This is a genomic window from Bradyrhizobium erythrophlei (genome assembly GCF_900129425.1).
Classification (GTDB): Bacteria; Pseudomonadota; Alphaproteobacteria; order Rhizobiales; family Xanthobacteraceae; genus Bradyrhizobium; species Bradyrhizobium erythrophlei_C.
This window is the reverse complement of the sequence record NZ_LT670817.1, coordinates 8,154,275-8,168,908: the sequence shown is the minus strand read 5'-3', so window position 1 is coordinate 8,168,908 and position 14,634 is coordinate 8,154,275. Positions and strand designations below refer to the sequence as shown.

The 14,634-nt window shown below is 63.3% G+C and carries 11 protein-coding genes; 4 read left to right on the top strand and 7 right to left on the bottom strand.

Features of this window, described 5'->3' with window-relative positions; all coding sequences use genetic code 11:
* Nucleotides 1-30: 30 nt before the first annotated feature.
* The 7 genes from B5527_RS38865 to B5527_RS38835 are packed head-to-tail and all read right to left on the bottom strand — an operon-like array spanning nucleotide 31 to nucleotide 8,284.
* Nucleotides 31-1,044, bottom strand: coding sequence for a TIGR03619 family F420-dependent LLM class oxidoreductase (locus tag B5527_RS38865; RefSeq protein ID WP_079606211.1), 1,014 nt, complete (start codon nucleotides 1,042-1,044; stop codon nucleotides 31-33).
* Nucleotides 1,045-1,098: 54 nt separating this feature from the next.
* Entirely contained in the window at nucleotides 1,099-2,844 is a 1,746-nt protein-coding gene (locus tag B5527_RS38860) for a hydantoinase B/oxoprolinase family protein (protein WP_079607836.1), read from the bottom strand.
* 2 nt (nucleotides 2,845-2,846) lie between these two features.
* On the bottom strand, nucleotides 2,847-4,919 hold the full coding sequence (locus B5527_RS38855) for a hydantoinase/oxoprolinase family protein (RefSeq protein ID WP_079606210.1): 2,073 nt from the start codon (nucleotides 4,917-4,919) through the stop codon (nucleotides 2,847-2,849).
* Entirely contained in the window at nucleotides 4,919-5,656 is a 738-nt protein-coding gene (locus B5527_RS38850; RefSeq protein ID WP_079606208.1) for an ABC transporter ATP-binding protein, read from the bottom strand. Before B5527_RS38850 ends, B5527_RS38855 begins: the two co-directional genes overlap by 1 nt.
* On the bottom strand, nucleotides 5,653-6,447 hold the full coding sequence (locus tag B5527_RS38845) for an ABC transporter ATP-binding protein (RefSeq protein ID WP_079606207.1): 795 nt from the start codon (nucleotides 6,445-6,447) through the stop codon (nucleotides 5,653-5,655). The genes B5527_RS38850 and B5527_RS38845 overlap by 4 nt, the downstream gene beginning before the upstream one ends.
* Nucleotides 6,444-7,400: a branched-chain amino acid ABC transporter permease gene (locus B5527_RS38840; protein WP_079606206.1), complete on the bottom strand. Its 957-nt coding sequence runs from the start codon at nucleotides 7,398-7,400 to the stop codon at nucleotides 6,444-6,446. Before B5527_RS38840 ends, B5527_RS38845 begins: the two co-directional genes overlap by 4 nt.
* A complete protein-coding gene (locus tag B5527_RS38835; RefSeq protein ID WP_079606205.1) occupies nucleotides 7,397-8,284 on the bottom strand; it encodes a branched-chain amino acid ABC transporter permease in 888 nt (295 codons plus the stop codon). The genes B5527_RS38840 and B5527_RS38835 overlap by 4 nt, the downstream gene beginning before the upstream one ends.
* Before the next feature lie 300 nt (nucleotides 8,285-8,584).
* Between B5527_RS38835 and B5527_RS38830 the strand changes: the two genes are divergently transcribed.
* From B5527_RS38830 to cofH, 4 genes are read left to right on the top strand one after another with little or no spacing between them, the layout of a single operon-like run.
* Nucleotides 8,585-9,790 carry a M24 family metallopeptidase gene (locus B5527_RS38830; RefSeq protein ID WP_245332423.1) on the top strand — a complete coding sequence of 402 codons (1,206 nt, stop codon included), beginning with the start codon at nucleotides 8,585-8,587 and terminating at the stop codon, nucleotides 9,788-9,790.
* Nucleotides 9,790-11,046, top strand: coding sequence for a pyridoxal-phosphate dependent enzyme (locus tag B5527_RS38825; protein ID WP_079606204.1), 1,257 nt, complete (start codon nucleotides 9,790-9,792; stop codon nucleotides 11,044-11,046). Before B5527_RS38830 ends, B5527_RS38825 begins: the two co-directional genes overlap by 1 nt.
* Nucleotides 11,047-11,097: 51 nt before the next feature.
* Nucleotides 11,098-12,240 (top strand): TIGR03619 family F420-dependent LLM class oxidoreductase, encoded by a 1,143-nt coding sequence (locus B5527_RS38820; RefSeq protein ID WP_079606203.1) that lies wholly within the window; start codon nucleotides 11,098-11,100, stop codon nucleotides 12,238-12,240.
* Complete coding sequence (gene cofH, locus B5527_RS38815; protein WP_079606202.1) at nucleotides 12,241-14,628, top strand: 5-amino-6-(D-ribitylamino)uracil--L-tyrosine 4-hydroxyphenyl transferase CofH; 2,388 nt, start codon at nucleotides 12,241-12,243, stop codon at nucleotides 14,626-14,628.
* The last annotated feature ends 6 nt before the right edge of the window (nucleotides 14,629-14,634 follow it).

Below are 14,634 nucleotides of genomic sequence, written 5' to 3'. Positions count from 1 at the left end.
GGGCCGTAAGGGAACCGAGTGGGGATAGTCTTATACTATCCGCGGCGTGATCTCTTCGGCAAAGAACTGCATCTGGTCGAGCAGCTCCTGGACATCGTTGGCCGCGAAATACAGGCCCAGCAGATGCGTAACGCCGGCATCCCTAAGCTTATGCGCCTTCTCGACGATGGAGTCGGGATTGCCGATCAGATTGATGTCTTCCATGGCCAGATTGGCCTGTCCTTTCAGCGTCGATTTTGACAGCGACAGGAGATGTTTGTGCATCTGGCTCTGTTTGTAGCGGGCCACGGCAGCCTCGTGGTTCTTACCGGCATGGACGATGTATTGCGGCGCCACGGCGATCTCGGAGGGATCGCGCCCGGCGGCTACCGTCATCTCCTTCATTCGCGTCACCATCGTCTTCAGTCTGTCTGCCGGCATGCCGGCGGGAATCCAGCCATCGGCGCCCTCGGCGACGCGACGGATATGGTTCTCGTTGTTGCCGCCGAAATAGATCGGCAATTTTTCCTGCTTCGGCTTGGGGAAGAACTCGACATCCTTGTACTTGTAATATTTGCCATCGAAGCTCGCGTTGCGCTCCTTGAACAGCAGTTGCAGCGCCTGCACGCCTTCCTCCACCATGTCACCACGGTGTACGCCGCCTTCGGGACGCAGCGCATCGAATTCCTCGCGATAGGCGCCGACGCCGACACCGATCTCAAGCCGGCCGCCGCTGAAATGATCGAGCGTCGCAATCTGCTTGGCGAGCACGACAATGTCGCGCCGCATCGGCAGCACCAGGATGCCGGTGCCGAAGCGCAACGTCGTGGTATTGGCGGCGATGAAGGCGTAGGTCATCAGCGGCTCCCAGAACCGCGGCGGCACCGGAAATTCCTCGCGCACATAATGCTGGGTGGTCATGTGGTCGTTGCCCCAGACCGAGTGGTAGCCCAGCTTCTCGGCATGCTGCGCGATCCTGATCAGGGTTTCCGGGGAGGAAAACGGAATAGGGTAGGTCAGGCCTTCCATTCCGGTCGGCAGGCCGGCGCTCACGATCAGACTCATGGTTTGCTCCTGTCAGGCACCTTGTGCCTCGTTCTGGGTGTTGTCAGCGAAATGTCAGGTGCGGCGGCGGGTCGCTCTCGTCGCGTCGCGGTCGACCGTGTCGTCGTCGTGCAGGATGACACCGTAGTCGCGCGATGCGGCCGCACGCGAGACCATGCCGAGGCGAACATCCTCGGCGACGCGCTCGGGATCGCGGGCGAAGGGATCGCCGAGACCGCCGCCGCCGGGCATCTCGATGATGACGGACTCGTGTTTCGCAATGGTCTGCTGTCCCTTGCTTTTCAGCGTCCCGCCCGAGCCGAGCGAGAGCGCGCCCGCCATGCCGTTGCCGCCGCCATTGCGGCCGCGTGCCGGATAGAGCACGCGGTCGTAGTTGGCGCTGATGGCGAAGTCCGCATTGTCGAGGGTGACGACTTCCATGACCTGGCCGAGGCCGCCGCGATACTTGCCGGGTCCGCCCGAGTCTGTGCGGTATTCCTTGCGGCGGACCAGCAGCGGCGACATCGCTTCCGTCACCTCGACCGGAACGTTGCGCACGCCGCTGGGAAACGCGGTGGCGGATAGCCCATCCTTGCCGGGCCGCGCGCCGGTGCCGCCCGAATGGAACGACATGATGTTGAAGACGCGGGCCTTCATCATTTCCGTGGAGTCGGCGTCGATCTGGCTGGAGCCGCCAAAGGCGAACAGATTCCAAAGGCACGACGTGCCTTCCGCGGGCACCTGATCGTCCAGCGCCTGGTCCAGGCAGCCTATTACCAGATCCGGCAGCATCTGGCCGACAACGTGGCGCGTCGCGACCGGGAGCGGATGCAGTGCGTTGAGGATGCAATTCTCCGGCGCGTGCATCCGCAGCAGCGCCAGCGATCCCTCATTGTTGGGAATTTTCGGCGCGATGATGCATTTCACGCCAAAGCTGGCATAGGCCTCGGTGTAGCAGAACGGCACGTTGATGCCGAAAGAGGAAGGCGGCGACGTGCCGGTGAAATCGACATCGATGCCGTCATCGCCGATCGTCATGGTAGCGACGAGGTCAAGCGGCTTGTCATAGCCATCGACGCGCATGCTGTTGCGGAATGTGCCCTTTGGAAGTTTGCGGATTGCCTCCAGTGTCGCGGCGCGTGAGCGCTCGAGGATGTGGGCGCCGAGCAAATCCAGGGTCTCGATGCCGAACTCCTCCATCATGTTGAGCAGTTGCCGGCTGCCGACGTCGTTGCAGCCCGCCAGCGAATAGATATCGCCGACCACCTGGACCGGCTCGCGGACATTGGCCTTGACGATGTCGAGCAGCGTCTCGTTGGTTCCAGCCGCGCTGGCGAAGCGCATGATTGGAACGTAGAGGCCTTCCTCGTAGACCTGGCGGGCATCGGGGCCCATGCCGCGGCCGCCGATGTCGATGACATGGCAGGTGCTGGCGAACAGCGCGACCAGCTTTTGCTGCCGGAACACAGGCGTCACCACGGTGAAGTCGTGCAGATGCCCGGTGCCTTTCCAGGGATCATTGGTGATGAAGATGTCACCGATCTTCATCGATGCGGCCGGGAATTTGTCAAGGAAATGCACCACGGCGCGCGCCATCGAATTGACGTGGCCCGGTGTGCCCGTGATCGCCTGCGCCAGCATGTGGCCGGAGGTGTTGAACACGCCCGCGGAAACGTCGCCGGCTTCGCGCGTCGAGGTGCTGAAGCCGATCCGTATCAGCGTCTGGGCCTGCTCCTCGACCACCGAGATCAGGCGGTCCCACATGATCTGCTGATGGATCACGAACATCGGATCCTCGGTATGGTTCAGGTTTCCATCCATGGTCATGTCCTGGTCATCACGACGCTGCCGAGCGCGTCGATTCGCGCGGTAAAACTTTTCGTCACCAAAGTCGTCGTCTCATCCTCGACGATCAAAGCGGGGCCGGCAATCGTCGATCCCGGTGTCAATGCGCTGCGATTATACAGCGCGATCAGTTCCGGCTTGCCGGTTAAGGGATCGATGACATCGACGTGGCTGGCAGGTTTGGCGACATGATCTGGGGGCGGTGGTGGGCAGCGTTCGATCGGCGCGCCGACGGTGGCCAGCCGCAGCGACCAGCTGAGCACTTCGACATCGAGATCGGGAATCCGGCGGCCGAATTGCTGGGCGTAGTCCACGATGAACAGTTGCTCCAGCTCGGCCGCAGACGTCGTGCTGAGCTCGCCGGCGGGAATCGTCACCGTCAATTCGTGGCCCTGGCCGCGGTAGCGCATATTGGCGGTCCAGCCTTCGATCAATGGCGAATCGGGTGCGCCGAGCCGGACGACGGCCTCGGCCTCGCTACGCATCCCCGCACGCAGCTTGTTCAGGCTTGCGAAATCAAAACCCGCATCGAGATGGGTGTAACGCGTGCGCACCACTTCGTAGGCAATCGGCGCCAGCAGGAAGCCGAACGCCGACCCGACGCCGGCGCCGGTCGGCACGATCACCGTGGTGATGTCGAGTTTCTCCGCCAGCCGCGCGGCGTGGATCGGGGCCGCGCCACCGAAGGCGATGATGATCCGGTTGGTCAGCTCGCGTCCGCGTTCCACGGCGTGGACGCGCGCGGCATTTGCCATGTTTTCTTCGACCACTTCGGTGACACCCAGCGCCGCGCTCGCGGCGTCGAGATTCAATGTCCGGCCGACTGAATTTGCAATCGCGGATGCAGAGGCTTGGGGATCAAGCCGCATCTTTCCGCCGGCAAAGCGATCGACCTGAATTCGCCCGAGTAGCACATTGGCATCGGTCACGGTGCAGTTCAGGCCGCCGAGGCCGTAACAGGCCGGTCCGGGCTCCGATCCCGCGCTGGCAGGCCCGACCTGGATGCGGGCGAGACTATCGACATCGGCGATCGAGCCGCCGCCGGCGCCGATTTCGACCATTTCGATGACGGGAATCCGGATCGGAATGCCGCTGCCCTTCAGGAAGCGGTATTGCCGCGCGACTTCGAACGATCGCGAGAAATGCGGCTGGCCATTATCGATCAGGCAAATTTTTGCTGTTGTTCCGCCCATGTCGAATGAGACGATGTGATCGTGGCCGCGCTCCTGCGCAATGTGGGTGGCGAGAATGGCGCCGCCGGCTGGGCCCGATTCGACGAGGCGAATCGGGAAGCGCCGCGCGATTTCCACCGTGGTCAGACCACCGGCCGAGGTGATGAGGAAGATCGGGCAGGTAAAACCGCGCTCGGTCAACTCGTCGTCGAGCAGTTTGAGATAGCGGTCCATCACCGGCTGCACATAGGCATTTGCGCAAGCCGTCGACCAGCGCTCATATTCGCGCATCTCCGGGCAGACTTCGCTCGACATGGTGACGGCAAGGTCGGGCGCGATCTCTTTCAGGATATCGCGGCTGCGGATCTCGTGAACCGGGTTGGCGTAGGAGTGCAGATAGCCGAGTGCGACGCTGATGACGCCTTCGGCGCGCAAGACGGGCACGAGATCGGCGAGCGCCTGCTCGTCGAGCGGCTCGATGATTCGGCCGGTAGCGTCGATCCGCTCCGGAACGGAAAGCCGGAGATTGCGCGGCACCAGCGGCGCCGGCTTGTCCATGAAGATGTCGTATTGCTCGAAGCGATGCTCGTACGCCATCTCGATGGAGTCGCGAAAGCCGCGGGTTGCGAGCAGCGCGGTGCGCGCGCCCTTGCGCTCGATGATGGCGTTGGTGGCCAGCGTGGTGCCATGAATGATCAGGCCGAGATCGGAGGGGCGCAGCGCCGCGTCCGCCAGGATCATGTCGATGCCGGCGAGCACACCCTGTTCGGGCGCGGACGGTGTCGTCAGGACTTTGCGGCTGAATCGCCGCCCCCCGACCTCCAGGGCAAAATCGGTGAATGTGCCGCCGATATCGACAGCCAGGCGTGCCGCAATCATTACGCACTCGTCTCCTTGATGTTGCCGCCGAGATAGGCCTCGCGGATGCGCGGATCCGTGCGGACCTCGGCGGCCGGGCCTTCGAGAAACTTGCGGCCGAGTTCCATTACAATTGCGGTGTCGGACACCAGCAGCGCGCCATGGACGTTTTGCTCCACGACCAGAACGGTGACGCCTGCCGCGGCAATCTGCCGGGCCACCGCGAATACCTCGGCCTGCATCTTTGGCGAAAGGCCCAGCGACGGTTCGTCCAGCAACAACAATTGCGGCCCGCTAAGCAGCACCATCGCGGTTTCCAGCACCTGCTGTTCGCCGCCCGACAGGTTGCCCGCGATTTCCGACCACTTGCGGGTCAGCAGGGGAAATTGCGCCGTCACGCGGGCGATAGCCGCGCGGTGCGTGCGCCCCGGCAACGTGTAACATCCCATCTTGAGGTTTTCGGCGACCGTCATCTGCGGAAAGTTGCAGCGTCCTTGCGGGACGAAGCCGATGCCGCGCTGCAGACGTTCCGACGGGCTGAGATGCTCGATGGCATCGCCGTTCAGGATGATCTGGCCGGAGAACCAGCGATTGGTGCCGAAGATGGCGCGGAGCAGGGTCGATTTGCCGGCGCCGTTGCCGCCGATCAGGGTGGAGATCGAGCCAGGCTGCAGCCGCGTCGAGAAATCGCGTACGATCTGCACGTCACCATAGCCGGCGCAAAGATCAATCAACTCCAGTTTGGGGTAAGGCGTCATGTCGCCTCCACCGGGCTGGCCCCGGATGCCGGTGCGATGCCGAGATAGGCGTCGAGAACGCGGGGATCGTTGCGCACGTCTTCCGGCGAGCCTTCCGTCAGCTTGCTGCCCTGTTCGAGCACGATCACCTTGTGGCAGAGGCCGCTGATGAATTCGACATTATGTTCGACGATCAGAAAGGAAATGCCCGTCCGGTTGGCCTTGCGCAGGATGTCGGCGACCTCGTTGACCCGGGTCGGATTGACGCCGGCGACCGGCTCGTCGAGCACGATCAGCCGCGGCCGGGCCATCATGGCCGCGGCGAAGGCGAGCAGCTTCTTCTGGCCATAGGACAACACCGCGGCGGGAGCTTCGACCAACCGGGTCAGCCCGACGAGTTCGATCAATTCACGGGCGCGCTCGTCCGCGGCCCTGCGCACGTTGCGAAACGCGCGGCTTCGCATCAGCGCGTCATACCAGCTCAGGCCGCGAAACGAGGCTTCCGCGACCAGAAGATTGTCGAGCAGATTGTAGGTCTCGTAGACCCGCACGTTCTGGAAGGTGCGGATCAGACCGGCGCGCGCCACCGTCGCCGGATTGGCATTGGTGATGTTCCGGCCACCCAATTCGATCCGTCCCGCGTCAGGGCGCTGGAAGCCGCTGATGCAGTCGATGGTGGTGCTTTTGCCGGAGCCATTCGGCCCGATCAGGCCGGTAATGCTGCCTTCCTCGACATCGAACGATGCATTTCGCACGGCGTGCACGCCGCTGAATGCCTTCGACAGGCCGGCGATTTTGAGAATCGCGTTCATCGCAGCGCCTTGCGCAATGCCGCGATGCGGCGGTCGTCGAGCCAGCCAGCAATCCCGCGCGGCATGACCATCATGACGGCGACGAGGATGACGCCGTAGATCACCATGCGCAATTCATTGGAGAAACGCAGCGCCTCCGGCAGCACGACCATGGCGGCGCCGGCCAGCACCACGGCCCAGAAGCTGCCGGCACCTCCGATGATCACGATGATCAGGAAGGTCTGCATGTAGTAGAAATCCAGAAAGCTCGGATCGATGATCTTGAGATGGAAGGCAAAGATGGCGCCGGCCATGCCGGTGATGACCGCCGCGATCACGAATGCGGCAAGCTTGTAGGAGGCCGGCGAGATGCCCTGGGACTGGACCAAGGGATCGTTTTGCTTGATCGCCTTGAGAATCAGCCCGATGCGCGATGTCTTCAGACAATACAGGAACGCCAGCGCGACCAGCGTGAAAACAAGCGCGATGTAATAGAATCGTGCGGTGGTGTCGAACGCAAATCCCATCAGGCTCGGGGCGGGCAGGCCCGGAATGCCCAGTGGGCCGCGGGTCACGTCAACCCAGTCCCGGGCGATCAGCCCGGCGAGCAGGGCGAAGGTCAGCGTGACGACGACAAAGGCATGGCGGGTGGTGCGGATGATCGGAACACCGATCACCATCGCCAGCGCGAAATTGACGGCGCCGGCAAACAGGACTCCGGTCCAGAAGCTCCACCCGAAATCCATCACCGCCAAGGCTGAACAGTAGCCGCCGACGCCCCAGAAGCCGAGTTGCGCGAAAGACAGCAACCCGGCATAGCCATAAACCAGATTGAGCGAGGCGGCGGCCGTCAGGAAGATCAGGCCGGAAATCGCGACGCCGATAAAATAGTTCGAGCCCGTCAACAGCGGCAGGCAAAGCAGCAAGACGACGGCCGCGGCAACGGCGCCGAGAGTCCATGGGGGCTGGATCATCCGACGCGCATGCCCCCGCGCTGGAAGATGCCATCTGGCCGCAACAGCACGGCGACGATCATGATCGCGAAGATGGCGCCCTCCTGCCAGACGATGCCGAAGAAGCCGCCGATCCAGCTTTCGATCATGCCCAGCGCGATGGCGACCACCACCGCGCCCATCATGTTGCCGAGGCCGCCGATGACGACGAGCGCGAACGCCTTGAAGATGATGGCCTGGCCCATCGCAGGGTACAGCAGCTGGATCGGTGCCAGCGCGGCGCCGGCGAGGCCGCACAGCGCCGCCGCGAGGGCGACCGCATTGCGCGCAACGTGTCGTGGCTTGATGCCGACCATGATGGCAGCCTCGCGGTTTTGCGAGATGGCGCGCATGGCGCGGCCGAATTGGGTGAATTTCAGCAGGCAATAAAGACCCGTGAAGGCTCCGATCGACAGCGCGCCGGCGATCACGCGCGTCATTGTGATGCGGACCGTTCCGATTTCGATGCCGTCGAAGCCGTAGGCCGTGTCAACCATCAGCGGCGTGGCGGTGAACAGATACTGCATGCCGTACAGCAGGATCATGGAAATCCCGAGCGTCGTGAGAATGCTGCGCTCGAATTCCTTCTGATCGATGCGGCGCAGGAAAAATTCGTAGAGCACGACGCCCACCAGGGACGTCGCCAGCACCGCAACCGCGAGCGACGGCCAATAGGAGAGCCCGAACAGCGGCAGCGACAGCGCCATGGCATAGCCGCCGAGCATCAATAGTTCGCCATGGGCAAAGTTGATGACTTCCAGTACGCCAAAGATCAGCGCCAGGCCGACGGCGATCAGCGCGTAGATCAGCCCGAGCATCAGCCCGTTCAGCATCAATTGCAGCAGATAGGTGGCGCTGACTTCCATGAGATTCGCGGGCTGGATTCGCTAGCTGTTCCGATAACCAGAACATTGTTCCGCTTAGTCTACTGAAACGGAGTAGCCGCGTCAATTTTTCTCAAACGCTGTTTGCTCAATGGTGCGGCATCGCGCGCGCAATTGCCGGTCAACGTGCACCGGATCGGGCCTGGGCGATAATTTAGTCACTCACAGCCGCGACTGCTGTGCGTGTTCCGCGATCGATGGAGCGCGCGCTTGACTTGGCGTCGCCGCGCCGCTTACATAATCAGAACAATGTACCGTTAAACGGTACAGAGCTGTCTGGTCATGAAAGACGCCACCACGATGTTGATGAACGCGACGCGCCTGTTCGCCGGCATGAGGAAGGAGCGGCTCGACGCCATCGTCGCGACGATGCCGGAAAACGTCACCTATTCAAGCGGCTTCTGGGCCATGAGCCAGTGGATCCGGCGCGGCCCGCAGGCCTATGTGCTGACGCCCGCCGAGGGCAAGGGCGAACCGGTCGTGATCGCCAGCACCGGCCTGATCGATCTGGCCGCCGATCCCGACGTCTGGGTGAAGGACATCTCGCGGTTCGGAAAATTCGTCATCGATCGCACGGCCGGGATCGGCCTCGATTCCCACGACTCCCGCATCGAAGAGCTGATGGCGCAGGGCGATGATGGCGATGCCGTCGGCGCGCTGGTCAAGGCGGTCAAGGCGCGCGGCCTGCAGAATGCGCGGATCGGTGTCGATGAAATCGGCATTCTGCCGCAATACTGGGACAAGCTGGCCGAGGCCTTGCCCGGCGCGACTTTGGTCCGCGCCGCCGACATCTTCCGCTATGCCCGCGCCATCAAGACGCCGGAAGAAATCGCCCGGCTGCGCAGGTCGGCTGAGATCGCCGACTTGTCGATCCAGGCCGCGCTTGCCGTTGCCCGGGAAGGGGCGACCGAATTGGATCTCGCCCGGGCGTTTCACGGCAAGACCATCAGCGAAGGCGGATTGCCGGTGCTGGCGTGCATCGGCGTCGGCAGCCGCAGCGCCATGACCAATGTGCAGCCATCGGAGCGCAAGCTGGCGCGGGGCGACGTCATCCGCTTCGACGTCGGCGGTCGCTACCGGCATTATCGGGCCGACATCGCGCGAAATGCGGTGCTTGGCGAGCCCGGCAAGAAGCTGGCGCAATACCATCGCGCGATCCGGGTCGGCCTCGACCGCGCCATCGAGATGATCAAGCCGGGCGTTCGCGCCGCGGATGTTTTCGAGGCCAGCGTCGAGACCGTGCGGCGCGAGGGGATCCCGCATTACCAGCGCAGCCATGTCGGTCACGGCATCGGACTCGACGGCTACGATGCACCGAATATTGCCCCTTCGAATTCCGAGGTCTTCGAAGAGGGCATGGTGATCTGCGTCGAGACGCCCTATTACGAAATGGGTTTCGCCGGCCTTCAGGTCGAGGACACGATGGTCATCACCAAGGACGGCGTCGACTCCTTCATGTTGAGTAGCACGGAGCTTCAGATCGTCTGATGGCAACCGTCCTCGGCCTCCAATGCGTTCGATGCGGCGCGCGCTATCCGGCGGATCATTTTGCCGAAGATTGCCCGGCGTGCCGGCCGGTTGCGCGCAGCAACCTGATGGTGATGTACGACGGGGCCCTGCGCACGGCGCGCGCCAAGCCGGCGGCGGATGCCGAGCGCGGCATGTGGCGCTATGGCGATCTGCTTCCGGTTGATCGGGCCGACGGCGTCAGCCTCGGCGAGGGCGGCTCGCCGTTGCATCGCCTTGATCGGGCCGGCGGCGGCATCGGGGTCGCCAATCTGTTCGGCAAGGACGAGACGCGCAATCCGACCTGGTCGTTCAAGGACCGGCTCGCCTGCATGGCGGTATCCTCGGCGAAGAAAATGGGCGCCAAGGTGATCGTGTCGAGTTCGTCCGGAAATGCCGGCGCGGCGGCGGCGGCCTATTCGGCAAAGGCCGGGCTGCGCTGCGTCATCTTTACCTTCAAGGGCACCACCGGCCCGATGCTGACGCAGATGCGTGCCTACGGCGCGACAGTCATCGCCTGCGAAAACAAGGCCGATCGCTGGACCCTGATGGAGCACGCGGTCCGCCAATATGGATGGTTTCCAACCTCGCCGTTCTTCGGCCCCGTCGTCGGCAGCAACCCCTACGGCATCGAAGGTTACAAGACGCTGGCCTATGAGATCGCCGAGCAGATGGACTGGAACGTGCCGGACTGGTGCGTGGTGCCGGTGTGCTATGGCGACGCGCTGCTCGGGATGTGGCGGGGCTTCGAGGACATGATGGCGTTCGGCTGGACCGGCCGGATGCCGCGGATGGTCGCGGCGGAAGTCTACGGATCGATCGGCGCGGCATTGGCCGACGGCAGCGATACGCCGCCGGACGTGCGGAAGAATTACGAGACCGTCGCGGTCTCGATCGGCGCCACCCGCGGCACCTATCAGGCGCTGGATATCGTTCGCCGTTCCGGCGGTACCGCGCTGACCATCGGCAATGACGAAATGATGCGCTGGCAGCAGACGCTGGCCAGCGGCGAGGGTCTTTTCGTCGAAGCGTCCTCGGCCGCGGGCCTCGCGGCGGTCGAGCAACTGGCGCAGGCCGGCCGGATCGGCGCGCAGGAAACCGTGGTGTCGCTGCTGACGGCCAGCGGCCTCAAAGATCCGGCAACGACAGCCTCCTTGCAGAAAGATCTGCTGACCGTTCCGACAGATTTCAACGGCGCGGTCGCGGCGCTGAAAGCCGCGAGGATTTTTCCTCACTAGCAACAACGCGCCAGCGTCTCGCTGAATGGCGTAACAGCCCGAGAGAAAACGATGAAATTCAGCGTGTGTCTTTCGACCGGGTTCGAAGGCGTGATGTATCCCGTCCCGTTCGCCGGTCCGGAGGATTTTATCGCACAGGGAAAATTGTGCGAACGGCTCGGCTATGATTCCGTGTGGGGCAATGACCACGTCACCACGCAGGATTATGTGCGCGATCTTTTCCCGGGGAAGCCGCCGAATTTCTACGAGCCGATGATGGTGCTGGCTGCGATCGGAGCCGTCACCACCAGGCTCAAGCTCGGCACGGCGCTGACGGTGTTGCCGATGCGCGATCCGGTCTATCTTGCCAAGCAGGCGATCACGCTGGACCAGATGAGCAACGGACGCTTCATCATGGCGGTGGGTCTCGGCGCCTATCGCGAGGAATTCCTGGCGTGGGGCGGTTCTCGCGTCGAGAAGGCGCGCCGCGGCGACATGATGGATGAAGGGCTGGAAGCGTTGCAGTTGCTGTTCAACGAGGCGCGCTGCAGCTACGAAGGCAAATATTACACCTTCAAGGACCTGGAGATGTTTCCGAAGAGCCGGGCACAGCCGTTTCCGCTCTATGTCGGCGGCCATAATATGGAAGCGCTCGAGCGTGCCGCGCGCTATGGCCAGGGCTGGTTGCCGGGCTGGCGGCCCCTGAAGGAAATGGAAGAGCGCATCGCAACTCTCAAGGCGCGTGCCCTCGAGGTTGGCCGCAACCCCGGCGACATCGATCGCACCGCAATTCTCGGTGACTGTCGACAAGACCCTCGAGGCCGCGGAAAAGCGCTATATGGAAAGCGGGCTGGTCGCGCACCGGGTGTCGCTTTCCTACACCGGCCGCGATCTCAGCCATCAGGTCGTTGCCAATCTGGTCGGGTCGCCCGACGTGATTCTCGAGAAAATCGACAAGTTGCGTGCTATTGGCGTCGATCATTGCAGCGCCCTGATGTTCCCCGCGAACTCGGTGGCCGGAATGAACGAGCAGGTCGAGTGGTTCGCCACCGACGTTATGACCAAGGTGGCCGCGAAGTGATGGGCGTCGAAGTGACAATGCATATCAGCCCCGGTCCATGCATGGATTGCAAAGTCGCCCCGGAAGCGTATTCGGCGATTGGTGGACAGGATGGCTTTCTGCCTGGTGCGGCCGTCGCGGTGAGGAAAGAGTAGATGAATACGCTTGCGCATGCTTCGCCCGAAAAGCTTCTGGCCTCGCTGCAAACGATGCCGCTTTCCGAGCTGTTTCAGCGTGCACAGGATCTGCGCCGTAGTGGTCATGGCACCGCGATCAGCTACTCGCGAAAAGTGTTCATTCCGCTCACACATCTTTGCCGCGATGTCTGCGGCTATTGCACCTTCGCAAAAGCGCCGCGCGAGGTCGCAAAACCCTATCTGTCGCCTGAGGACGTGCTGGCGATCGCGCGCGCCGGCGAAAAGGCCGGCTGCCACGAAGCGCTGTTCACCCTCGGCGACAAGCCGGAACTCCGCTACACCGCCGCCCGTGACGCTCTTGCCGAACTCGGTTTCGACAGCACCGTGGACTATCTGGAATCGGTCTGCGCCCTGATCCTGAAGGAAACCGGCTTGCTGCCGCATATCAATGCCGGCGTGATGACCGAACCGGAAATCGCACGGTTGCGCAAGGTCAGCGTCTCCCAGGGCATTATGCTGGAGACGATTTCGCCGCGACTCGGCGAACGCGGTGGCGCGCATTTCGGCTCGCCCGACAAGGATCCGCAGCTGCGCGTGGAGATGATCGCAGCCGCCGGCCGCCAGCGCGTGCCGTTCACCTCGGGCATCCTGATCGGCATCGGCGAGACGCGGCTGGAGCGAATTCAGTCGCTGCTCGCGCTGAAGGACCTGCACGACCAATACGGTCACCTGCAGGAAATCATCGTGCAGAATTTCCGCGCCAAGCCGGGCACCCGCTTCGCCGGCTGCGATGAGCCGGATCTTGACGATCTGCTCTGGACCGCGGCGGCGACGCGGCTGGTGTTCGGCGCGACAATGAACATCCAGGTGCCGCCCAATCTCAGCTACGACGCATTTCCGCGGTTGCTGGAAGCGGGGATCAACGATTGGGGCGGCATCTCTCCGGTCACGGCGGACCACGTCAATCCCGAAGCACCCTGGCCCGATCTCGCGAAGCTCGAATCCGCTACCGAACGCGCCGGCTTCTCGCTGCAGCAGCGCCTCGCGGTCTATCCGGCTTACGTCGCCGGTTCCGCGATATGGCTCGACAAGCAGCTGGCAACCAGGGTGCTCCGCGCCGTGGACGCGGATGGGTTTGTGCGCGAGGACGACTGGATGCCAGGTTCGCTGGAGCCGTTGCCGTTGGCGCCGCGCCGTCCGCGGGTCAATGTCGGCATCGACGCCTTGCTGTCGCGGGCGGCGGCCGGATCGCGGCTCACGGAATCCGAAGTCACCACGCTGTTCAAGGCCCGGGCCGGCGATGTCGATGCGATCTGCTTGGCCGCCGATACCCTGCGATCCCAGGCGAGCGGCGATCTGGTCCGCTATGTCGTCAACCGCAACATCAACTACACCAACGTCTGCAGCTATCAGTGCAGCTTTTGCGCTTTCTCCAAGGGCAAGATGCACGAGCAGCTGCGCGGCAAGCCCTATGACCTGGCGCTCGAGGAAGTGGCGCGGCGCGCCCGCGAGGCGTGGAATCGCGGCGCCACCGAAGTCTGCATGCAGGGCGGCATCAATCCGCGCTATACCGGAGACACCTATCTGGAACTGCTGCGCGCGGTGAAGGACGAAGTGCCGGGCATGCATGTCCACGCCTTCTCGCCGCTTGAAGTCGCGCAGGGCGCGGCGACGCTGGATATCCCGGTGCGCCGGTATCTGGAAATGCTGCGTGATGCCGGGCTGGGTTCGTTGCCCGGTACCGCGGCGGAAATCCTCGACGACGAGGTTCGGGCCTTCATCTGTCCGGACAAGCTCAACACCGAGGAATGGCTCAACGTGATCGGTACCGCCCATGAAGTGGGCCTGCGCACCACCTCGACGATCATGTTCGGCCATGTCGAGCATTACGAGAGCTGGGCGAAGCACCTGCTGCATTTGCGCGATCTGCAGGAGCGCACCGGCGGCATCACCGAATTCGTGCCGCTGCCGTTCGTGCACATGGAAGCGCCAATGTCGCTGCGTGGACAATCTCGCATCGGCCCGACCTGGCGCGAGGTTCGCCTGATGCATGCGGTGTCCCGGCTGGTGCTGAACCCGCTGATCACCAACATCCAGGCGTCATGGGTCAAGCTTGGCGAGCAAGGCGTCACGGCGCTTCTGCAGGGCGGCGTCAACGATCTCGGCGGCACCCTGATGAACGAGAGCATCTCTCGCGCCGCCGGCACCCAGCATGGGCAGGAATTCGCGCCCGAGCAGATGGAAGCGGTGATCAGATCGCTGGGACGGCGATTCGAACAGCGCACCACGCTCTATCAGCAGGTGCCGAAAGAGCGCCAGGAGGCGAGTTTTGGCGCGGCGCCGCTGACCGACATGGTAATGACGCCGTTCTCCGCCAAGCGGAAACACGTGGAAAACGTATCGTAGAGCGAC